Raw genomic sequence first — 19,607 nt, forward strand, 5'->3', positions numbered from 1 at the left:
GGATATTGATGCAGCGCTTTTTTTAGCGGGTGATGATTTTGCCAACAATCGTCAGATAGCGATATACTTACCGCTCCTGTGGCAAACAGACGATACCCTCATGAAATACGATACTTCCGAACTCTGTGACATCTACCATGAAGAAGTGAACGTGGTTGAACCGCTCTTTTCCAATTTTGGCGGACGCACCTCATTCGGTGGGCAAATCACCACAGTGAAATGTTTCGAAGACAACGGCCTGCTTTACGATCTGCTGGAAGAGAATGGCCGGGGTCGTGTGTTAGTGATTGATGGCGGCGGCTCAGTACGTCGTGCGTTGGTTGATGCGCAACTGGCACGGCTGGCGGCGCAAAACGAGTGGGAAGGCCTGGTGATTTACGGCTCAGTGCGTCAGGTTGACGATCTGGAAGAGCTGGAAATTGGTATTCAGGCGATTGCCGCGATTCCGGTTGGTGCGGCGGGCGAAGGGATTGGCGAAAGCGACGTACGCGTTAACTTTGGCGGCGTGACCTTCTTCTCCGGCGACCATCTTTATGCCGATAACACCGGCATCATTCTGTCGGAAGACGCTCTCGATATCGAGTAAGCCACAACAAAAACGGGTGCCGCAGCACCCGTCATGGGTTTAAGCATAGACGCTTAAACCTCTTCCATTTTTCCCAACAGTGCACGCAGGCGCTCCTGCCACACGTGCTGTTCTTCTTTCAGATGCTGGTTTTCACGCACCAGTGCATCCTGGTTGCCGGAAGCCTGGCTGGCTTCGTTGCGCAGCGTATTATTCTGATCTTTCAGCTCTTCAATTTCCATCTGCAGCAGGGTGATGGTATCAATCGCCTGCTGTACTTTCGCTTCCAGTTTCTCGAACACTTCAAATGACATCTTTATGACCTCTCCTAAATCTCTTGCAAGGCGTTGATGGTGCTGGGACTGCCTTGTTATGGTGCGTCCAGCCACGATGTCCCGATTGTATGTAGCCACACCCCGCAAGTCCAGCGACACAAGGCCTGCACGGGCAGTCTGTAACACTTTTCAGTTAATGCTTAAAAAAACGCTCACGATCGCGCATTTTTGCGCGCGGTCACGATATTGGACTTAGGTAAAGCAGGGTTAATGGGCCTTAAAGAAAGGTAAAAGACGCGAAAACGCGCATTTTTATGACGGAGTACACATATTTTGATTTCGCTATTTCTCGTTTATGCTCGTTAACGATAAATTCACATCAGCCCTACATAAGAGCTGGGTGACTCATGGATTGAGAACAAAAACTGATAAAATTTAACCTCGCTTCAGGAATGCCATTATGAGTCAGACAACGAACACACTAAAAGGTCAATGCATCGCCGAGTTTCTCGGTACCGGTTTGATCATCTTTTTTGGTGCAGGCTGTGTTGCTGCATTAAAACTGGCTGGTGCCGCATTCGGTCAGTGGGAAATCTGTATTATCTGGGGTCTTGCTGTCTCCATGGCCGTGTATCTCAGTGCGGGCGTATCCGGCGCGCATTTAAATCCAGCGGTAACGGTCGCGCTGTGCCTGTTTGCTAACTTTGAAGGGCGCAAAGTGCTGCCTTACATCCTGGCGCAGGTTGCCGGTGCCTTCTGTGCGGCGGCGCTGGTTTATGGTCTCTACTACAATTTGTTCTTTGATTATGAAGCCAGCCATCAAATGGTGCGTGGCAGCGTGCAGAGCCTCGATCTGGCCGGTATCTTCTCAACCTACCCTAATCCACACATCAGTGTCGGTCAGGCGTTCCTGGTTGAGATGGTGATCACGGCGGTTCTGATGGCTGTGATCATGGCGCTGACCGATGACGGCAACGGTGTACCACGTGGTCCACTGGCTCCGCTGTTAATTGGTCTGTTGGTTGCCGTGATTGGTGGTTCAATGGGCCCGCTCACCGGATTCGCACTTAACCCGGCGCGTGACTTCGGTCCTAAACTGTTCGCCTTCATCGCAGGATGGGGTGATGTGGCCTTTACCGGCGGCAAAGATATTCCTTACTTCCTGGTTCCGATTTTTGGCCCACTGGTGGGTGCTTGCCTCGGAGCCTTCGGTTACCGTTCACTGATTGGCCGTAACCTGCCGGTCAATGTGGCGGAAGCCAGCAAAACAGAAAAACCGGTCGCACGCGCTGAGCAGCGTAAAGCGTAAGTTTCATCGTTAATCATCAGGAAAATAAAATGACTACGACTGATAAAAAATACATTCTCGCGCTCGATCAGGGCACGACCAGCTCGCGTGCCGTGGTACTTGATCATGACGCGAACATCGTCGCCGTCTCGCAGCGCGAATTTACCCAAATCTACCCGAAAGCAGGATGGGTAGAACACGACCCAATGGATATTTGGGCGTCACAAAGCTCCACGCTGGTCGAAGTGCTGGCCCATGCCGACATCCGTTCTGATGAGATTGCCGCGATTGGTATCACCAACCAGCGTGAAACCGCCATCGTGTGGGATAAAGAGACTGGTAAGCCGATCTATAACGCCATCGTCTGGCAGGATCCACGTACAGCGGACTACTGTAACAAGCTGAAGAAAGAGGGTCTGGAAGAGTACATCCAGCACACCACTGGTCTGGTGATTAACCCTTACTTCTCAGGCACCAAAGTGAAGTGGATCCTCGACAACGTTGAAGGTGCGCGCGAGCGTGCAAAACGTGGCGAGCTGCTGTTCGGTACCGTTGATACCTGGCTGGTGTGGAAAATGACCCAGGGGCGTGTGCACATCACCGACTACACCAACGCCTCTCGTACCATGATGTACAACATCCACAAGCTGGAGTGGGATCAGCGTATGCTGGAGATCCTCGATATTCCGCGCGAAATGCTGCCGGAAGTGAAAGGCTCTTCTGAAATCTACGGCCAGACCAACATTGGTGGTAAAGGCGGTACGCGTATTCCAATCGCGGGTATCGCGGGTGACCAACAGGCAGCCCTGTACGGCCAACTGTGCGTACAACCGGGTATGGCGAAAAACACCTACGGTACCGGCTGCTTCATGTTGATGAACACCGGCACCGAAGCGGTGACTTCAACGCACGGCCTGCTGACCACCATTGCTTGCGGCCCGCGTGGCGAAGTGAACTACGCACTGGAAGGTGCGGTGTTCATCGGCGGTGCGTCCATTCAGTGGCTGCGTGATGAGATGAAGCTGATCAGCGATTCAACTGACTCTGAATACTTCGCGCTGAAAGTGAAGGACACCAACGGCGTCTACATGGTGCCTGCGTTTACCGGTCTGGGTGCACCATACTGGGATCCGTATGCCCGTGGCGCCATCTTCGGTCTGACCCGTGGTGCCAACGCGAATCACATCATTCGCGCAACGCTGGAATCGATTGCTTATCAGACACGTGACGTTCTGGAAGCGATGCAGAACGATGCGGGCACCCGTCTGCAATCTCTGCGCGTGGATGGCGGCGCGGTCGCCAACAACTTCCTGATGCAGTTCCAGTCAGACATTCTCGGTACGCGCGTTGAGCGTCCTGAAGTGCGTGAAGTGACCGCGCTGGGTGCAGCTTATCTTGCTGGCCTGGCGGTAGGCTTCTGGAGCGATCTGGAAGAAGTACGTGCGAAAGCGGTCGTTGAGCGTGAGTTCCGCCCAAGCATCGAAACTACCGAACGCAACGTGCGCTATGCAGGCTGGAAGAAAGCCGTGGCGCGTGCGCAAGCGTGGGAAGACGCTGAGTAATACCTCTGACCCGCGGCACCCTGCCGCGGGTTTTTCTCCCCGCCCTGCTATCCCCTCCGTGTTACACTGCCTGCCTGTTTTTTATCAGGTGCAACCATGAAACGAGAACTCGCGATTGAATTTTCCCGTGTGACCGAAGCCGCTGCATTAGCGGGCTATCACTGGTTAGGACGCGGCGATAAAAATGCGGCCGACGGTGCAGCCGTCCACGCTATGCGCATTATGCTCAATACCATTGATATCGACGGTCAGATTGTAATTGGCGAAGGCGAGATCGACGAAGCGCCGATGCTCTATATCGGTGAAAAAGTCGGTACCGGCCGTGGGGATGCGGTGGATATCGCTGTCGATCCTATCGAAGGCACACGCATGACGGCGATGGGTCAGGCCAACGCACTGGCAGTATTAGCCGTGGGCGATAAAGGCAGCTTCCTGCACGCACCTGATATGTACATGGAAAAACTGATTGTCGGGCCCGGCGCGCGCGGGGCAATCGATCTCAACCTGCCGCTCGACGCCAATCTGAAGAACATCGCCATCGCTCTGGATAAACCCCTCAGTCAGCTGACCGTGTCGATTCTGGCCAAGCCGCGCCATGACGCGGTGATCGCGCAGCTCCAGCAGCTCGGCGTGCGTGTGTTTGCCTTCCCGGATGGTGATGTTGCGGCCTCGATTTTGACCTGCATGCCTGACAGCGAAGTGGATGTACTTTACGGTATCGGCGGTGCGCCAGAAGGTGTGGTGTCAGCGGCAGTGATCCGTGCAATGGATGGCGACATGCAGGCTCGCCTATTGGCGCGCCACGACGTCAAAGGCGACAGTGAAGAGAACCGTCGTTTGGGCGAGCAGGAGCTGCAACGTTGTGCTGAAATGGGCATTAAAGCCGGAGAAGTGCTGAAGCTGGAAGAGATGGCGCGTAACGATAATGTGATTTTTGCCGCCACCGGTATCACCACCGGTGACCTGCTGAAAGGCATTACACGTAAAGGCAACATCGCTACCAGCGAAACCCTGCTGGTGCGCGGTAAATCACGCACCATCCGCCGCATCCAGTCGATCCACTATCTGGATCGCAAAGACGCGGCGCTGCATCAGTTTATCCTGTAATCGCCTGTTTGCCGCTCTCCGGATGACGTGAGAGCGGCCACCAGCACAGCAGCATCACCAGCGACGTGACAAACATCAGCATCCCGAGGCTCGACTGATCGTGCTGCGGCAGCAGCGCCGACAGCCAGGCAATCACGCCAGAACCAAGATTCTGTATGCCACCAATCAGCGCGCCCGCACTCCCTGCTAACCATGCATACGGCTCCATCGCACCGGATGTCGCCAATGGGAACAGCATCCCGGCACCAAAGAAGAACAGTGCGGCAGGCACCAGCAGTGTCCAGATATTCATGATGCCGAACCATGCCGGCATCCACATCAGCAGCCCAGCCAGCAAGCAACTGTTTACGCCATACCACATCAGCGTATGCCAGGATTTCTGCTCGCGTCCGGCAAACCACGCACCGAAAAAGGCGGCCGGGATGGGCAGAATAAACAAGATGCTGACGGTGATGCCATCCAGACCGAGAACGCCTCCCATCAACACGCCACAGCTAGCCTCAAACACCGCAATGCCTGCCAGCGCGCCGACCAACAACAGCAGATAGCGGATAAAATTCCCGTCGCTAAGCAAGGTGGCATAGCGACGCAGAAACGGTGTGGCAGGGGTATCCACCGGGCGCGTTTCGGGTAGCCAGCGCGCCATGGAAGCGGTGACACCGACACACAGCAACAGCAGGAACGCAAAACAAGCGTGCCAGCCAAACAGATGCGTCAGCAGCGCACCAATGACCGGAGCCAGCAGCGGGCTCACCAGAATACCCATATTCAGCAGGCTATTTGCCTGGCGCAGTGCGATACCGGAATAGAGATCGCGCGGCATGGTGCGAGCCATCACCCCCGCGACGCCAGTACCCAAACCCTGCACCGCACTGCCCAGCACCAAAATCTGCAGTGATGGCGCAAACATGGCGATCAATGCTCCCACGGCAAAGATCGTCATACCGATAAGGATCACCGGACGACGGCCAAAGCTGTCTGACAGCGGACCGTAGATCAGTTGCGATCCACCATAGGTCATCAGATATGCGGCCATGACCTGCTGCATGGTGCCACTGCGCACGTTCAGGGCTTCTGCCATGTTCGCCATCGCCGGCACATAGATGGTTTGCGCCATCTGTCCGACCGCCACCAGCACGATCAGCATGAATAACAGGAAGCGGTTTTGTGTTTTATTCATCAACATGGAACAAAATGTCTGCCTGAGAAACAAAATAAAAGCAGCACTAAAAAAGGCTGCTGGCGATTAATGGCGGCAAAAATATCAGGATTGCGTGACAAATCGAGAGGTGAGCGCAAAGCGACGGGCGCAGTGGTGTCAAGATTACGTACCGGGTCGTAACCCGACCGCTACAGTTGATGTGGAGTGCGCATCATTTGTCGCTGAGAGCCTTTGCTCTCCGCCGGGCTGGAAATCTGCGACAGGGCTGACGATGATAGTGACACGCCTGAATAATCAATAATAAGGAGCGATCATGGCAGAGTGGATCAATGCGGAAGTACAAGAAGTGAAAAACTGGACCGATGCACTGTTCAGCCTGCGCGTTACCGCGCCAATTGATACCTTTACCGCCGGGCAGTTTGCCAAGCTGGCGCTGGAAATTGATGGTGAACGTGTGCAACGCGCCTACTCGTATGTGAATGCGCCGCACGATCCCTTACTGGAGTTCTATCTGGTCACAGTGCCTGAGGGTAAACTCAGTCCACGTTTGCAGGCATTGCAGCCTGGCGATCAAGTGATGGTGACCAAAGAAGCCGCCGGTTTCTTTGTACTCGATGAAATTCCCGATTGCAGCACACTATGGATGCTGGCAACCGGTACAGCAATCGGTCCCTATTTATCGATTCTGCAGCAAGGCGAAGATCTGGAACGGTTTGACAACATTGTGCTGGTGCATGCGGCACGTTTCGCCGATGACCTGAGCTTCTTGCCGTTGATGCAACAGCTGCAACAGCGTTATCCGGGCAAATTACACATTCAGACGGTGGTGAGTCGAGAAGAGATCGCCGGTTCACTGCACGGTCGTGTGCCGCAGCTGATAGAGAGCGGTGAACTTGAACGTGCGGTAGGTTTGCCGATGACCGCTGACACCAGCCACGTGATGCTGTGTGGCAACCCGCAAATGGTGCGCGATACCCAGCAATTGCTGAAAGATACGCGTGAGATGCGCAAACATTTCAAACGCAAACCCGGCCATATGACCAGCGAGCATTACTGGTAATACGTGCGGTGTGAAGATTGTCAGACTTTTCCCAGTGTGGGTTTTGACTTTGGTCGGTAAAAACCGTTCTAATCGTGGGCTAAGTGAATGATTTAGGGCCGAAGCAATGAAGAACCTGCCAGTCGCGTTGCTGCTGAGCGTCGCGCTGACATTTCCCGCCTGGGCGGAGGATGCGACATCGCAGGATCGAAGCGATCACCTGCCTGCCGCCCCTTATCTATTGGCAGGTGCCCCCACCTTCGATATGACCATCGCGCAGTTCCGCGAGAAGTACAACGCAACGAATCCAGATCTGCCGTTGCAGGAATATCGTGCGATTGATAATCGAGACGATAAAAGCAACCTGACACGCGCCGCCAGCAAGATCAATGAAACACTCTATGCTTCTACTGCGCTGGAACAGGGCACCGGAAAAATCAAAACGCTGCAAATTACCTGGCTACCGGTTCCCGGCCCGGATATGAAAACCGCGCAGGCACGTGCGATGGATTACATGACGGCATTATTGCGATTTTTTGTCCCTGGCTTATCGCCTGCAGATGGACGGAAAAAGCTTGATGCACTGCTCAGCGCAGGCAAAGGCGCGCGCTATTTTGCCAGTACTGAGGGTGCATTGCGTTTTGTGGTCGCAGATAACGGTGACAAGGGATTAACCTTCGCGGTTGAGCCGATAAAACTCGCGCTCGCGGCCCCTTGATCACCGCGGCAAAAATGACGAAAAGCAAAGCCAGCGGCACGTTTGATCTCTATACTGTCTGGCAGACATCGCTGCCCGATGGCAGCGCTATTTCATGAATCGCGTTATGCGGAGGAAAGAATGCGACATCCACTGGTTATGGGTAACTGGAAACTGAATGGCAGCAAGCACATGGCAGGCGAGCTGATTGAAGGTCTGCGCAAAGAGCTGTCTGGTGTTGAAGGTTGTGGCGTAGCAATTGCTCCACCCACTCTCTATCTTGACCTGGCAAAACACGCCATCTCCGGCAGCCACATTGCACTGGGTGCACAGAACGTTGACGTTAACCTGTCTGGCGCATTCACCGGTGAAACCTCCGCAGAAATGCTAAAAGATGTCGGCGCGAAATACATCATCATCGGCCACTCTGAGCGTCGTACTTACCACAAAGAAAGCGACGAGTTCATCGCGAAGAAATTTGCTGTGCTGAAAGCAGCCGGTCTGGTGCCAGTCCTGTGCATCGGTGAAACCGAAGCAGAGAACGAAGCGGGCAAAACGGAAGAAGTGTGCGCACGCCAGATTGACGCCGTGCTGGAAACTCAGGGTGCGGCTGCGTTCGAAGGCGTGGTCATTGCCTACGAGCCAGTTTGGGCGATTGGTACCGGCAAATCCGCTACCCCTGCGCAGGCCCAGGCCGTGCACAAATTCATTCGTGACCATATCGCGAAGAAAGATGCGGCGATTGCTCAGCAAGTGATCATTCAGTACGGCGGTTCTGTTAACGACAAAAATGCCGCAGAACTGTTCACTCAGCCAGACATCGATGGCGCGCTGGTTGGTGGTGCTTCACTGAAAGCCGATGCGTTCGCAGTGATCGTGAAAGCAGCTGCAGCAGCGAAAAACGCCTAAGTTTTCGGCGTGTAATAAGGCGGCTGATAAGCCGCCTTTTTTATTGCCAGAGATTTAAAGGGTATGTGATGAGACAGTATTTCAAACCCACCCAACGTGATAATCGGTTTCCGTGAAGCTTTAGATTGGAAGCCATGATTAATGGTTCAAAATCTGGCATTGATGGTCCTGCAACTCCTCTGCAGAACCGCTGTTAAGCATTAACCAGTTACGTTCCAGCGCCAGCAGGGCTAAACGCCCATCCGGCAATGCCGTTAGCGCCATCCCATATTTTCCCATCTCGCTCCGCGCATTAGGCACTTCAGTCGCCAGACGGATAAAGGCACTTTGCTGGGCCAATTCAGCCGTCGACAGCGCACGAATCAAATAGCGATGTTTACGCAGCGTAGCTGACTGCCACTGTTCGTTGAGCTTCGGGCTTAACGCATCAAGCCGTTGGCGCACATCAGGTCGCAGACAAGAGATGTGGATGTGCAGTTGATTCTGCGTACGGCCATATTGCGCGTTGATGGCCAGAGACAGCGCGCTGTCAGCAATCGGCGCACCGCGTTTCTTTGCCAGCAGACTACGCTGCAGCCAGGCAGCGGCAAAAAGATTTGGCGTAGCGGGTTCGAGAATGATCGGGCTTTCCATGCCAGTGATTTTCTCAATCGGCATTAGCAAATACTGTAAAGGCCCGTTGAGATCTTTCAACGTGACATAACCCTGTGCCGTATTCACTTGCTGGCAAGGGGCGGGATTGCCACTCTTCACCAGATTGGGCACGCACTTCTCATTGATGATCTGCCAGAGGGCATTAGAGTTTTTCTGGAAATGGAAGGCGCTGACGATCAGTCCGGCAATCAGCACCAGCAGTAAAACGGTTAGCAACTTCAGGGTGCGACGACTTCCCTGCATGGCCTAATTCCTCTGTTCATCACCTGCCAGCATCCTCGCCTGCCGTCTGGTCAATGTCACGGACTTTTACTGCTCTACAATGCAAAACGGCCAGCATCAGGCTGACCGTTTCTGTTTGATGCGATGACGATTACGGTTTCATGACCTGATCGTAACTGCCACCATCGGCGAAGTGCGCTTTCTGCGCTTGCGTCCAGCCACCGAACTTGCTGTCGATAGTGAACAGTTTCACCGGTGCAAAGGTGCTGGCAAACTTTTTCGCGACTTCAGGATCGCGCGGACGATAGAAGTTTTCCGCTGCGATGGTCTGGCCTTCTGGTGAGTAGAGATACTTCAGATAATCTTCGGCCACCTTACGCGTGCCCTGCTCATCCACCACCTTATCGACCACCGAAACAGTGGGTTCTGCCAGAATCGATTCGCTTGGCGTAACGATTTCGAACTTGTCTTTACCCAGCTTGTTCACCGCCAGATACGCTTCGTTTTCCCAGGCAATCAGCACATCGCCTATGCCACGTTCTACAAAGGTGTTGGTCGCGCCACGTGCACCGGAGTCCTGCACTTCCACGTTCTTGAACAGCGCCTTCACATACGCCAGTGCTTTGGCCTGGTCACCGTTGTTTTGATCCAGCGCCCAGCCCCACGCGGCCAGATAGTTCCAGCGTGCGCCACCTGAAGTTTTCGGGTTTGGCGTGATCACCGATACGCCAGGTTTAATTAAATCGTTCCAGTCATGGATGCCCTTCGGGTTGCCTTTGCGTACCAGGAACACGATGGTTGAAGTATAAGGGGCGGAGTTGTCTGGCAGGCGCTTAATCCAGTTTTTATCGATCCGACCACGGTCAGCAATAGCATCCACGTCAGACTGCAGCGCCAGGGTCACGACATCAGCACGAATGCCGTTGATCACAGAGGTTGCCTGCTTCCCTGAACCGCCATGAGATTGACGGATCACCACATTGTCGCCCGTTTCCTGCTTGTAGTGTGCGCTAAACGCTTTGTTGTACTGTTCATACAGCTCACGCGTTGGATCGTAAGAAACGTTTAACAGCTGGATATCCTTTGCCAAAACACTGGTGGAAGCCAGTAACAGGGTGACACCAATACTCCACTTGTTCATTGCTTGCTCTCCCGAGGTCGTTATAGAACAAGACTGACATAAACCAATCCAATGATTAAAGAATTAAAAATAAGTGGTTATAACTGGAGGGAATATGAGTGGGGATAAAAAAGGGCACGGTGGAGGCCGCGCCCTGATTCAGTTTGATTAGTAGAGTTTTTTCGCCGTATCCAGCCAGTCGCGCTTGAATGGGCGCTTCATGTTTTCAATCGCGTCAATGATGTCGTGATGCACCATCTTCTCATTCTGAATGCCGACACAACGTCCGCCGTAGCCCTGCAACAGCAGTTCGATGGAGTAGGCACCCATACGTGACGCCAGGATACGGTCGTAAGCACATGGTGCACCGCCACGCTGAATATGCCCAAGCACAGTGGCACGTGTTTCGCGTTTGGTTTCTGCTTCGATGTAATGCGCCAAATCGTCGATATCACAGATGTGTTCGGTAATGGCCACAATGGCGTGTTTTTTACCTTTGGCGATACCCGCTTTGATCTCTTCGACCAGCTCTTCACGGGTATAAGGAATTTCCGGCAGTACGATGAATTCACAACCACCGGCGATGGAAGCAGCCAGAGTCAGATCGCCGCAGTAACGACCCATCACTTCCACGATGGAGATGCGCTGATGCGAAGAGGAGGTGTCGCGCAGACGGTCAATCGCTTCAACCACGGTTTCCAGCGCCGTGAAGTAACCGATGGTGTAATCGGTACCGGCAACGTCATTATCAATGGTGCCTGGCAGACCAATGCACGGGAAACCCATTTCCGTCAGACGTTTGGCACCCATGTAGGAACCGTCACCGCCGATGACCACCAGCGCGTCAATGCCGCGCTTCTTCATATTCTCAATGGCAACCTGACGAACTTCCTCATTACGGAAATCCGGGAAGCGCGCAGAACCGAGGAAAGTGCCGCCACGGTTGATCATATCGGACACGCTGTAACGGTCGAGGTTGATCATACGGTCTTCATACAATCCCAGATAGCCGTCGTAGATACCAAAAACTTCAAGGCCTTCACTCAGCGCGGAACGGACAACTCCGCGGATGGCTGCGTTCATGCCTGGGGCGTCACCGCCGCTGGTCAGTACTCCGATTTTTTTGATCATGACAACCTCTGGATTGTTCAAAACTAAGGATTATTCCTGCCTGCCGACCGGTGTAAACCCGCTCACGATCGTGCGGCTTAATAGTTGCAGATAGTATATCAAAGGCTTGATGCTGAATTGATTCAGGTCAGACAAGTTTTCGCTATTTTTTTACAGAGTTGTTAGCGTTACGTCATTTTTATAACGCAACACCATGATATTTAAACGCTAAAACTGGAAAAAACCTTGCTGATTTTCCGGCACCACCGAGCAGGGATCCTGATGGATGATAACATCCGAACCGGGAAACTTAAGCCGCAGTGCTTGCTCGATCTGATCCGCTACCTGATGTGCCTGCACCAGCGGCAGGTGGTCATCCATTTCCAGATGAAGCTGAATAAAACGGGTGGGCCCGGATTGCCGCGTACGCAGTGCATGGGCTCCGCGCACACCTGGCCAATCGCTAACCAAATCGATAATCGCCTGCTTCTCTTCTTCCGGCAATGCACGGTCCAGCAAAGATTGCACCGCTTCATAGCCCATGCGCAAAGCGTTGTAGAGGATGTACACCCCAATCCCCAGCGCAAAGAGCGCATCTGCCCGGACAAAACCATAGCTGCTTAACACCAAAGCCACCAGGATCGCGCCATTCATCACTACGTCAGATTGATAGTGCAGCATATCCGCACGTATCGCCTGGCTGCGTGTCCGACGCACCACCCAGCGCTGGAAAGTCACCAGTAACAGGGTGGAAAAAAGGGCGACCACAGTGACGACGATACCGACCAGCGGCGCCCGTAATATATTGGGTGAGGCCAGATGCTGAATACCAGTGAGAAATAAAAACAGTGCCGAGCCGGAAATAAACATGCTTTGTGCCAGCGCGGCAAGCGACTCCGCTTTACCGTGGCCGAAGGTGTGATCAGCGTCCGCAGGCTGGAGTGAATAGCGCACCACCAGTAAATTTGTCAGCGATGCAGCGATATCCACCAGTGAATCGACCAGGGCGGCCAACATACTGACTGAGCCGGTCAGCCACCAGGCAAAAACCTTCACGATCAAAAGTAATGTCGCCAGCGTCGTTGCCGCCAGTGCCGCGCGGTTGACGAGTTTCGCGTAGGAGGGATCCATGCCATGCCTCGTAGAAGCGTCTGCTCAGCGCAACGCCGTTAATCACATAATGGCTCAAGTTTATCATCGGCAAGCGTAAGCTGCGTGAATTGAATATTAAGGTGATGATGCAGCACAGGATTGGCAGATAAAAAAAACCCCCGCATCATGCGGGGGAAGACAGGGATGGTGTCTATGGCAAGGAAAACAGGGATACTATGTTACTGGTTACTGCTGGTACTACTCACTGCATGCAGCGGTGATGATGGCTGCAATCCTGAGAGCTGACGCATATCGTTAAGTCGCCGCTCATAATTCTTCTGCAATGTCGCTTGCTGTGCAGGCGTTAGCAGGTGATACATCTGGTTGCGAACCCGAGCCATCTCAACTTGCAGTTCTATCTGAGCGCGGGCTTGTTTCTCTGCCTGCTGTCGGATAGCCGATTCGTTAAATTTGTCTGCAATGACAAGGTCATGCATAGTTTCAATATCCTGAACGCTCATAACCGGGCGCTCATGTCGTGCTTGCTGCATCAGGTCTCGCATCTGTTGCCGCTGTTGTTCAGTCAGCTCAATGCCATCGAACATGTGGCTTTGCGGATTTTGCGTCATACTGCCTGTCGTCAATCCGCCGTTATGATGCATCTCGTCAATCGTCGTCGTGTCTGCTGCTTCTGCGCTGGCGTGACTGAGAACCATCGCTGAGGCAATGACGACGGCGGTTAAGTAGCGCATCGTTTACTCCCAGTTCGTTCCGTTTTGCGATTCAACGAGAGCTAGTGTACGGCGATAGCTGCAAACATCCGTCAGGGGGTGTAAAACTACGTAAAGCGTTGGATTGCAAGTCAAGGAACACGGTATTTTGCCTGCGGAGGGCAACAATAAATGAATAAAATCCTGTTGGTTGATGACGACCGCGAATTAACTTCGCTGCTTAAAGAACTGCTTGAGATGGAAGGTTTTGAGGTGATTGTCGCCAGCGATGGCGAGCAGGCGCTTAACCTGCTGGATAACACCGTTGACTTGTTATTACTCGACGTCATGATGCCGAAGAAGAACGGTATTGATACGTTGAAAGAATTACGACAACAGCACCAAACTCCGGTCATTATGCTGACCGCTCGCGGTAGTGAGTTGGATCGTGTTCTTGGCCTTGAGCTGGGCGCGGATGACTATCTGCCAAAACCGTTTAATGACCGTGAACTGGTGGCGCGTATTCGGGCTATTTTGCGCCGTTCAAACTGGAGCGAACAACAACAACAGCATGACAATAGTTCACCCACGCTGGAAGTGGATTGCCTGCGCCTCAACCCAGGCCGCCAGGAAGCCAGCTTCGATAGTGAAACGCTGGATCTGACGGGCACGGAATTCACGCTGCTCTATTTGCTGGCACAGCATTTAGGTCAGGTCGTGTCGCGTGAGCACCTCAGCCAGGAAGTGCTGGGTAAACGCCTGACGCCGTTTGACCGCGCGATTGATATGCACATATCAAACCTGCGTCGTAAATTGCCGGAACGTCGTGATGGTCATCCGTGGTTTAAAACGCTACGCGGACGCGGCTATCTGATGGTTTCGGCATCATGATTGGAAGTTTGACCACCCGCATCTTCGCCATTTTCTGGCTCACCCTGGCGCTGGTGTTGATGCTGGTTTTGATGGTGCCCAAACTCGACTCACGCCAGATGACCGCACTGCTGGAAAGTGAGCAACGACAGGGCACCATGATTGAACAGCATGTTGAAGCTGAGTTATCGCAAGACCCCCCTAACGACCTGATGTGGTGGCGCAGGCTCTTTCGCGCCATCGACAAATGGGCCCCACCCGGCCAACGCTTGTTATTGGTGACCAGCGAAGGCCGGGTGATCGGAGCGCAGCATAATGAAATGCAGGTGATTCGTAACTTTATCGGCCAGTCTGATAATGCCGATCATCCGCAGAAGAAAAAGTATGGTCGTGTGGAGATGGTGGGCCCGTTCGCCGTGCAGGATGGTGAAGATAACTATCAGCTCTACCTGATCCGCCCCGCCACCAGCTCTCAACTGGACTTCGTCAATCTACTGTTTGACCGTCCGTTATTGCTGCTGATTGTGACCATGCTGATTAGCTCGCCGCTGCTGTTATGGCTGGCGTGGAGCCTGGCGCGTCCTGCGCGTAAACTGAAACATGCTGCCGATGAAGTGGCGAGCGGAAACTTACGCCAGCATCCTGAACTGGAATCTGGTCCACAGGAGTTTCTGGCAGCAGGTTCAAGTTTCAACCAAATGGTGAGCGCACTGGAACGCATGATGACCGCACAGCAGCGTTTGTTATCCGATATCAGTCATGAATTACGCACGCCACTGACACGTTTGCAATTGGCTACTGCCCTACTGCGCCGTCGCAATGGTGAAGGTAAAGAACTTCAGCGTATCGAAACGGAAGCCCAGCGGCTTGATGGCATGATTAACGACTTGCTGGTGCTCTCACGCACCCAGCATAAAAATGCCTTAGTCAGTGAAGCGATGAAGGCAAACCAGCTGTGGAACGGTGTACTGGAAGATGCCAAATTCGAAGCCGAGCAGATGGGTAAAACCATGGATGTGCCGTATCCGCCAGGTCCGTGGCCACTGTACGGCAACCCGCATGCTCTGGAGAGCGCACTGGAAAACATCGTGCGTAATGCGCTGCGTTATTCCCACACGCATATCAGCGTGAGTTTCTCGGTGGATATTCAGGGTATTACCGTTCACGTTGATGACGATGGCCCAGGCGTCAGCGCTGAAGATCGCGAGCAGATTTTCCGCCCCTTCTACCGCACGGATGAAGCACGCGACCGTGAATCTGGTGGCACCGGTCTCGGACTGGCGATTGTAGAAACGGCCGTGCAACAGCATCGCGGTTGGGTGAAAGCCGATGACAGCCCATTAGGGGGTCTGCGGCTTACGCTCTGGTTGCCGCTGTACTCCGCTCGTCAATAATTTGCTATGCTTCGGCCCTCGTTTCCGGGGGCCTTATGCTGAACATCGTTTTATTTGAACCTGAAATTCCGCCAAATACTGGCAATATCATTCGCTTGTGTGCCAATACAGGCTTCCAGTTGCACCTGATTGAGCCGTTGGGCTTTGCCTGGGATGACAAGCGTCTGCGCCGCGCCGGGCTCGATTATCACGAATACACCTCACTCAAAAAACACGCCAATTACTCTGCGTTTATCGAGTCTGAAACACCACAGCGCCTGTTTGCACTCACCACCAAAGGTACACCTGCCCACAGCGCTGTGAGCTATCGGAAAGGGGATTATTTGTTGTTTGGTCCTGAGAGCCGTGGTTTGCCGGCAGAGATACTGAACGCGCTGCCAGCAGAGCAGAAGATCCGCATCCCGATGATGGCTGAAAGCCGCAGTATGAATCTGTCGAATGCGGTATCTGTGGTGGTTTATGAAGCGTGGCGCCAGCTTGATTATGCTGGCGCGCTGATCAAGAGCTAAATTCCGTCGCCGTACTCAAAGCCCGCGCCGTTGAAGAGTTGGTCCATATCCATCGAAGGTTTATCGCTGGTGGGTTTGCCAACAATACGCGCAGGCACACCGGCTGCCGTGGTATGCGGCGGCACCGGTTGTAGTACCACCGAACCCGCACCAATTTTCGCGCCGCGCCCTACTTCAATGTTACCGAGAATCTTGGCACCTGCACCAATCATCACACCTTCACGGATTTTCGGATGGCGATCGCCGCTGGTTTTTCCGGTACCGCCAAGCGTTACCGACTGCAAAATCGACACGTCATTTTCCACTACGGCGGTTTCACCAATCACGATACCGGTAGCATGATCGAGCATGATGCCGCGACCAATACGGGCTGCTGGGTGAATATCCACTGCAAAGGAAACGGAGATTTCGTTCTGCAAATAGACGGCTAACGCGCGGCGGCCCTCTTTCCAGAGCCAGTGGCCGATGCGATAAGCCTGTAATGCATGGAAGCCTTTCAGATACAGCAACGGCGTTGAATACTTATCAACGGCAGGATCGCGCTGGCGCACGGCTTGAATATCGTAAGCTGCAGAGACAATCATCTCTGGATCTTCGCGATACGCTTCCTCAACGATTTCACGTACCGCAATGGCTGGCATGATCGGGTTGGCGAGTTTGTTCGCCAGCATGTAGCTTAGTGCGCTGCCAAGATTTTCGTGCTTGAGCAAAGTCGCGTGATAAAAGCTGGCCAGCATGGGTTCACAATCAGCCAGCGCTCTGGCTTCAGCTTTGATGTTGTTCCAGACCAGTTCTAACTCTTCTGACGACATTGCTCTGTGCTCCCGATAAAAAAAGCGCCTGAGAGGCGCTGCAGGTGATTTAGCTGAGCATCCTGCTTCAGCTTTGGCTGTTTTCGTCCTTCCTTGCACGGCCAAGTAAACTCAATGCTGCCTCTCGCGCCGATTTTTCGCAATACAGTACCTGATAAATCTGCTCGGTAATGGGCATTTCAACACCCATTCTCGCCGCCAATGCTTTGACTTCTTTGGTGTTTCGATACCCTTCTACAACTTGTCCGATAATGCGCTGCGCCTCATCCACGCTCTCGCCTTGTCCCAGCATCATGCCAAAACGACGATTACGGGATTGATTATCGGTACAGGTCAGTACTAAATCGCCCAGCCCAGCCATGCCCATAAAGGTGGTGGGATCGGCACCCAGAGCAGCACCGAGGCGGCTCATCTCCGTTAATCCACGTGTGATTAACGCGGTACGTGCGTTGGCACCAAAACCGATGCCATCGGAAATACCGGCACCAATCGCAATCACGTTTTTCACCGCGCCACCCAGTTGCACGCCGATGAAGTCTGGATTGTTGTACACGCGGAAGCTTTTACCGCAATGCATTTTTTGCTGCAGATCTTCAGCGAACTGTGCGTCAGTGGCAGCCAGCGCTATCGCTGTAGGCAGGCCCGCTGCAAGCTCTTTCGCGAAAGTTGGGCCGGAAACCACGGCCAGCGGAATTTGATCGCCGAGGATTTCACGCGCAACGTCCTGCAAAAGACGGCCAGTCTCTTTTTCGAGGCCTTTGGTTGCCCAGACAATTCGGGAATCTGCACGCAGATGCGGCTTCAGTTGGGTGAGAACATCACCAAACACGTGGCTGGGCACCACCACCAACAGATCACGACTGGCACTCACCACCGTTGCCAAATCGGCTTCAGGAACAAGATTGTCAGGGAAAGGTACATCAGGCAGGAAAGCGGCATTACATCGGTCAGCCTGGAGCTGTGCCACACTGTGCGGATTGTGGCCCCAAAGCAGAACCGGATGGCCGTTACGAGCCAACGTAATGGCCAATGCGGTGCCGTACGAGCCGGCACCGATGACGCTAATCGAAGCGTTGAGGGTAGTCATCAGGCATCCTGACGTGGCGCTTCGCCTTCACCTTGCTGCTGCAGATAGTTCATGAACAGGGCATCAAAGTTAACTGGCGCCAGATTGAGCTGCGGGAAAGTACCACGAGACACGAGGCTGGTGATGCATTCACGTGCATACGGGAACAGAATGTTCGGGCAGTATGCACCGAGGCAATGTGCCATCTGAGTGCCTTCGATACCGCCGATGGTGAAGATACCCGCCTGCTGAACTTCGCACAGGAATGCGGTGTCTTCACCAACGGTTGCTGTCACGGTAACGCGCAGAACAACTTCATAGACTTCATCAGCCAGCTGAGATGAAGCGGTGTCCAGATCCAGTTTCACTTCCGGTTCCCACTCTTTCTGGAAAACCTGAGGCGCGTTTGGCGCTTCGTAAGAAACATCTTTGGTATAAACACGTTGAATCTGGAACTGCATTTCGTTTGTGCTATGTTCTGACATGTTACTAAATCCTGTGAGTTAAATTGTCTGACCGAAAAATTATGCCTGGAGTAAGGGATCCAGTCCCTGACGCCCATCCAGCGCGTAAAGATCGTCACAGCCACCAATGTGCTGCGCATCAATAAAAATCTGGGGAACTGTCGTACGCCCGCTTCGCTGAATCATCTCTTCACGTTTCGCCGCGTTCCCATCAATAGGAATCTCCTGGAACGAAACACCTTTCTGATCCAACAATGCTTTTGCCCGGTGGCAATAAGGGCATGTGACTTTGGTGTAAATCTCAACATTAGCCATGCGGTTACCTCTGGGAATTATTTACCGCGTACCAGCGGCAGATTCTCACCACTCCAGCCGCTCACGCCATCTTTCAGCACGGAGACTTTTTCAAAACCTTCAGCGCTCAATTTAGCGGCTGACTCACCTGCGCTCTGACCAGTGGCACATACCACAATTATGGGCTGGGACTTGTGCTTTTCCAGTTCGGCAAAGCTCCCTTTTTTGATGTCAGCCGCTGCAATATTCACCGCACCTGAAATGTGCCCTTTGCGATAATCATCGCGCGAACGCACGTCTACAACCACCGCATCCTCTTTGTTGATCAGGTGGGTTGCTTCACCACGGCTGATGGTTTTTACCTTAGAGAACATTCCTTTAACGGTGGTCACAATCACCAGAACGAGTAAAACAACCCATGCCAGACTAAGGATGGTGTGATTGCTTGCAAACTGCATAATTTCTTGCATGGGGGGTAACGACTCCAGACCGGGCTAATAAGCTAAAACAAGGGTTCTGAGTATACCTGCGCCACTTAGCATGTACAGTCGCGAAGCGGGCAGAGTTACGATTTGTGCGTCATTTTCCAAAAAAAGTGTTCTAATCGCAAAATTGAGTCAAGGTTTATGCCGCTAAGCTCGGCACCGACATCTTTCGTAAAGCAAAACCCGCCCGGGATAACTGGT

22 protein-coding genes are annotated in these 19,607 nt (G+C 53.3%); 10 read left to right on the forward strand and 12 right to left on the reverse strand.

Features of this window, described 5'->3' with window-relative positions:
• Positions 1-100: 100 nt before the first annotated feature.
• On the forward strand, positions 101-586 hold the full coding sequence (rraA, locus tag VI01_RS14240) for a ribonuclease E activity regulator RraA (protein ID WP_034823742.1): 486 nt from the start codon (positions 101-103) through the stop codon (positions 584-586).
• A gap of 53 nt (positions 587-639) precedes the next feature.
• On the opposite strand, the gene zapB is transcribed toward rraA, so the two are convergent.
• The gene (gene zapB, locus VI01_RS14245; RefSeq protein ID WP_034823745.1) at positions 640-879 is read right to left on the reverse strand and encodes a cell division protein ZapB; all 240 of its coding nucleotides are present in this window, start codon (positions 877-879) and stop codon (positions 640-642) included.
• A 421-nt stretch (positions 880-1,300) separates the two neighbouring features.
• Here zapB and VI01_RS14250 point away from each other — a divergent pair, with 421 nt between their 5' ends.
• From VI01_RS14250 to glpX, 3 genes are all read left to right on the forward strand, one after another.
• On the forward strand, positions 1,301-2,149 hold the full coding sequence (locus VI01_RS14250) for an MIP/aquaporin family protein (protein WP_034823747.1): 849 nt from the start codon (positions 1,301-1,303) through the stop codon (positions 2,147-2,149).
• A gap of 29 nt (positions 2,150-2,178) precedes the next feature.
• Positions 2,179-3,690, forward strand: a complete 1,512-nt coding sequence (gene glpK / locus VI01_RS14255; RefSeq protein ID WP_045815701.1) for a glycerol kinase GlpK — start codon at positions 2,179-2,181, stop codon at positions 3,688-3,690.
• 96 nt (positions 3,691-3,786) lie between these two features.
• The gene (gene glpX, locus VI01_RS14260; protein ID WP_045815702.1) at positions 3,787-4,797 is read left to right on the forward strand and encodes a class II fructose-bisphosphatase; all 1,011 of its coding nucleotides are present in this window, start codon (positions 3,787-3,789) and stop codon (positions 4,795-4,797) included.
• Here the strand turns inward: glpX and emrD are convergent.
• Positions 4,787-5,983 carry a multidrug efflux MFS transporter EmrD gene (gene emrD, locus VI01_RS14265; protein WP_038644083.1) on the reverse strand — a complete coding sequence of 399 codons (1,197 nt, stop codon included), beginning with the start codon at positions 5,981-5,983 and terminating at the stop codon, positions 4,787-4,789. The genes glpX and emrD overlap by 11 nt on opposite strands.
• A 289-nt stretch (positions 5,984-6,272) precedes the next feature.
• On the opposite strand from emrD, the gene fpr reads away from it, so the two are divergent.
• The 3 genes from fpr (at position 6,273) to tpiA (ending at position 8,604) form a co-directional block, all read left to right on the forward strand.
• Positions 6,273-7,019: a ferredoxin--NADP(+) reductase gene (fpr, locus tag VI01_RS14270; RefSeq protein WP_038644081.1), complete on the forward strand. Its 747-nt coding sequence runs from the start codon at positions 6,273-6,275 to the stop codon at positions 7,017-7,019.
• A gap of 106 nt (positions 7,020-7,125) precedes the next feature.
• Positions 7,126-7,716, forward strand: a complete 591-nt coding sequence (locus VI01_RS14275; protein WP_045815703.1) for a YiiQ family protein — start codon at positions 7,126-7,128, stop codon at positions 7,714-7,716.
• 120 nt (positions 7,717-7,836) lie between these two features.
• Positions 7,837-8,604, forward strand: a complete 768-nt coding sequence (gene tpiA / locus VI01_RS14280; RefSeq protein ID WP_038644077.1) for a triose-phosphate isomerase — start codon at positions 7,837-7,839, stop codon at positions 8,602-8,604.
• A 138-nt stretch (positions 8,605-8,742) separates the two neighbouring features.
• Here the strand turns inward: tpiA and VI01_RS14285 are convergent, their stop codons facing one another.
• The 5 genes from VI01_RS14285 to cpxP all read right to left on the reverse strand — a co-directional run bounded on the left by VI01_RS14285 (position 8,743) and on the right by cpxP (position 13,554).
• A complete protein-coding gene (locus VI01_RS14285; protein ID WP_045815704.1) occupies positions 8,743-9,501 on the reverse strand; it encodes a CDP-diacylglycerol diphosphatase in 759 nt (252 codons plus the stop codon).
• A gap of 130 nt (positions 9,502-9,631) precedes the next feature.
• On the reverse strand, positions 9,632-10,621 hold the full coding sequence (locus tag VI01_RS14290) for a sulfate ABC transporter substrate-binding protein (protein WP_034823765.1): 990 nt from the start codon (positions 10,619-10,621) through the stop codon (positions 9,632-9,634).
• Between the two features lie 147 nt (positions 10,622-10,768).
• Entirely contained in the window at positions 10,769-11,731 is a 963-nt protein-coding gene (gene pfkA, locus VI01_RS14295; RefSeq protein ID WP_034823768.1) for a 6-phosphofructokinase, read from the reverse strand.
• 207 nt (positions 11,732-11,938) lie between these two features.
• Positions 11,939-12,841: a CDF family cation-efflux transporter FieF gene (gene fieF, locus VI01_RS14300; protein WP_045815705.1), complete on the reverse strand. Its 903-nt coding sequence runs from the start codon at positions 12,839-12,841 to the stop codon at positions 11,939-11,941.
• 200 nt (positions 12,842-13,041) lie between these two features.
• Positions 13,042-13,554, reverse strand: a complete 513-nt coding sequence (gene cpxP / locus VI01_RS14305; protein WP_038644071.1) for a cell-envelope stress modulator CpxP — start codon at positions 13,552-13,554, stop codon at positions 13,042-13,044.
• Between the two features lie 150 nt (positions 13,555-13,704).
• On the opposite strand from cpxP, the gene cpxR reads away from it, so the two are divergent.
• From cpxR to trmL, 3 genes are read left to right on the forward strand one after another with little or no spacing between them, the layout of a single operon-like run.
• On the forward strand, positions 13,705-14,403 hold the full coding sequence (cpxR, locus tag VI01_RS14310; RefSeq protein WP_007885339.1) for an envelope stress response regulator transcription factor CpxR: 699 nt from the start codon (positions 13,705-13,707) through the stop codon (positions 14,401-14,403).
• Entirely contained in the window at positions 14,400-15,776 is a 1,377-nt protein-coding gene (gene cpxA, locus VI01_RS14315; RefSeq protein WP_034823776.1) for an envelope stress sensor histidine kinase CpxA, read from the forward strand. The genes cpxR and cpxA overlap by 4 nt, the downstream gene beginning before the upstream one ends.
• Positions 15,777-15,811: 35 nt before the next feature.
• Positions 15,812-16,285 (forward strand): tRNA (uridine(34)/cytosine(34)/5-carboxymethylaminomethyluridine(34)-2'-O)-methyltransferase TrmL, encoded by a 474-nt coding sequence (gene trmL / locus VI01_RS14320; protein WP_038644069.1) that lies wholly within the window; start codon positions 15,812-15,814, stop codon positions 16,283-16,285.
• On the opposite strand, the gene cysE is transcribed toward trmL, so the two are convergent.
• The 5 genes from cysE to VI01_RS14345 all read right to left on the reverse strand — a co-directional run bounded on the left by cysE (position 16,282) and on the right by VI01_RS14345 (position 19,391).
• Positions 16,282-17,097 carry a serine O-acetyltransferase gene (gene cysE / locus VI01_RS14325; protein WP_034823780.1) on the reverse strand — a complete coding sequence of 272 codons (816 nt, stop codon included), beginning with the start codon at positions 17,095-17,097 and terminating at the stop codon, positions 16,282-16,284. The genes trmL and cysE overlap by 4 nt on opposite strands.
• Positions 17,098-17,164: 67 nt before the next feature.
• A complete protein-coding gene (gpsA, locus tag VI01_RS14330) occupies positions 17,165-18,184 on the reverse strand; it encodes an NAD(P)H-dependent glycerol-3-phosphate dehydrogenase (protein ID WP_045815706.1) in 1,020 nt (339 codons plus the stop codon).
• Entirely contained in the window at positions 18,184-18,648 is a 465-nt protein-coding gene (secB, locus tag VI01_RS14335; protein ID WP_034823785.1) for a protein-export chaperone SecB, read from the reverse strand. The genes gpsA and secB overlap by 1 nt, the downstream gene beginning before the upstream one ends.
• 39 nt (positions 18,649-18,687) lie before the next feature.
• Positions 18,688-18,942 (reverse strand): glutaredoxin 3, encoded by a 255-nt coding sequence (grxC, locus tag VI01_RS14340; RefSeq protein WP_007885328.1) that lies wholly within the window; start codon positions 18,940-18,942, stop codon positions 18,688-18,690.
• Between the two features lie 17 nt (positions 18,943-18,959).
• Entirely contained in the window at positions 18,960-19,391 is a 432-nt protein-coding gene (locus VI01_RS14345) for a rhodanese-like domain-containing protein (RefSeq protein ID WP_034823789.1), read from the reverse strand.
• Positions 19,392-19,607 lie beyond the last annotated feature (216 nt).

Origin of the sequence: Pantoea sp. SM3 (genome assembly GCF_000963995.1) — a bacterium.
Lineage (GTDB): Bacteria > Pseudomonadota > Gammaproteobacteria > Enterobacterales > Enterobacteriaceae > Pantoea > Pantoea rwandensis_B.

What these genes read in the sequence shown, in the direction of transcription:
- rraA (WP_034823742.1), top strand. Translation starts at nt 101, where the DNA reads ATGAAATACGATACTTCCGAACTCTGTGACATCTACCATGAAGAAGTG.
- zapB (WP_034823745.1), bottom strand. Translation starts at nt 879, where the DNA reads ATGTCATTTGAAGTGTTCGAGAAACTGGAAGCGAAAGTACAGCAGGCG.
- VI01_RS14250 (WP_034823747.1), top strand. Translation starts at nt 1,301, where the DNA reads ATGAGTCAGACAACGAACACACTAAAAGGTCAATGCATCGCCGAGTTT.
- glpK (WP_045815701.1), top strand. Translation starts at nt 2,179, where the DNA reads ATGACTACGACTGATAAAAAATACATTCTCGCGCTCGATCAGGGCACG.
- glpX (WP_045815702.1), top strand. Translation starts at nt 3,787, where the DNA reads ATGAAACGAGAACTCGCGATTGAATTTTCCCGTGTGACCGAAGCCGCT.
- emrD (WP_038644083.1), bottom strand. Translation starts at nt 5,983, where the DNA reads ATGTTGATGAATAAAACACAAAACCGCTTCCTGTTATTCATGCTGATC.
- fpr (WP_038644081.1), top strand. Translation starts at nt 6,273, where the DNA reads ATGGCAGAGTGGATCAATGCGGAAGTACAAGAAGTGAAAAACTGGACC.
- VI01_RS14275 (WP_045815703.1), top strand. Translation starts at nt 7,126, where the DNA reads ATGAAGAACCTGCCAGTCGCGTTGCTGCTGAGCGTCGCGCTGACATTT.
- tpiA (WP_038644077.1), top strand. Translation starts at nt 7,837, where the DNA reads ATGCGACATCCACTGGTTATGGGTAACTGGAAACTGAATGGCAGCAAG.
- VI01_RS14285 (WP_045815704.1), bottom strand. Translation starts at nt 9,501, where the DNA reads ATGCAGGGAAGTCGTCGCACCCTGAAGTTGCTAACCGTTTTACTGCTG.
- VI01_RS14290 (WP_034823765.1), bottom strand. Translation starts at nt 10,621, where the DNA reads ATGAACAAGTGGAGTATTGGTGTCACCCTGTTACTGGCTTCCACCAGT.
- pfkA (WP_034823768.1), bottom strand. Translation starts at nt 11,731, where the DNA reads ATGATCAAAAAAATCGGAGTACTGACCAGCGGCGGTGACGCCCCAGGC.
- fieF (WP_045815705.1), bottom strand. Translation starts at nt 12,841, where the DNA reads ATGGATCCCTCCTACGCGAAACTCGTCAACCGCGCGGCACTGGCGGCA.
- cpxP (WP_038644071.1), bottom strand. Translation starts at nt 13,554, where the DNA reads ATGCGCTACTTAACCGCCGTCGTCATTGCCTCAGCGATGGTTCTCAGT.
- cpxR (WP_007885339.1), top strand. Translation starts at nt 13,705, where the DNA reads ATGAATAAAATCCTGTTGGTTGATGACGACCGCGAATTAACTTCGCTG.
- cpxA (WP_034823776.1), top strand. Translation starts at nt 14,400, where the DNA reads ATGATTGGAAGTTTGACCACCCGCATCTTCGCCATTTTCTGGCTCACC.
- trmL (WP_038644069.1), top strand. Translation starts at nt 15,812, where the DNA reads ATGCTGAACATCGTTTTATTTGAACCTGAAATTCCGCCAAATACTGGC.
- cysE (WP_034823780.1), bottom strand. Translation starts at nt 17,097, where the DNA reads ATGTCGTCAGAAGAGTTAGAACTGGTCTGGAACAACATCAAAGCTGAA.
- gpsA (WP_045815706.1), bottom strand. Translation starts at nt 18,184, where the DNA reads ATGACTACCCTCAACGCTTCGATTAGCGTCATCGGTGCCGGCTCGTAC.
- secB (WP_034823785.1), bottom strand. Translation starts at nt 18,648, where the DNA reads ATGTCAGAACATAGCACAAACGAAATGCAGTTCCAGATTCAACGTGTT.
- grxC (WP_007885328.1), bottom strand. Translation starts at nt 18,942, where the DNA reads ATGGCTAATGTTGAGATTTACACCAAAGTCACATGCCCTTATTGCCAC.
- VI01_RS14345 (WP_034823789.1), bottom strand. Translation starts at nt 19,391, where the DNA reads ATGCAAGAAATTATGCAGTTTGCAAGCAATCACACCATCCTTAGTCTG.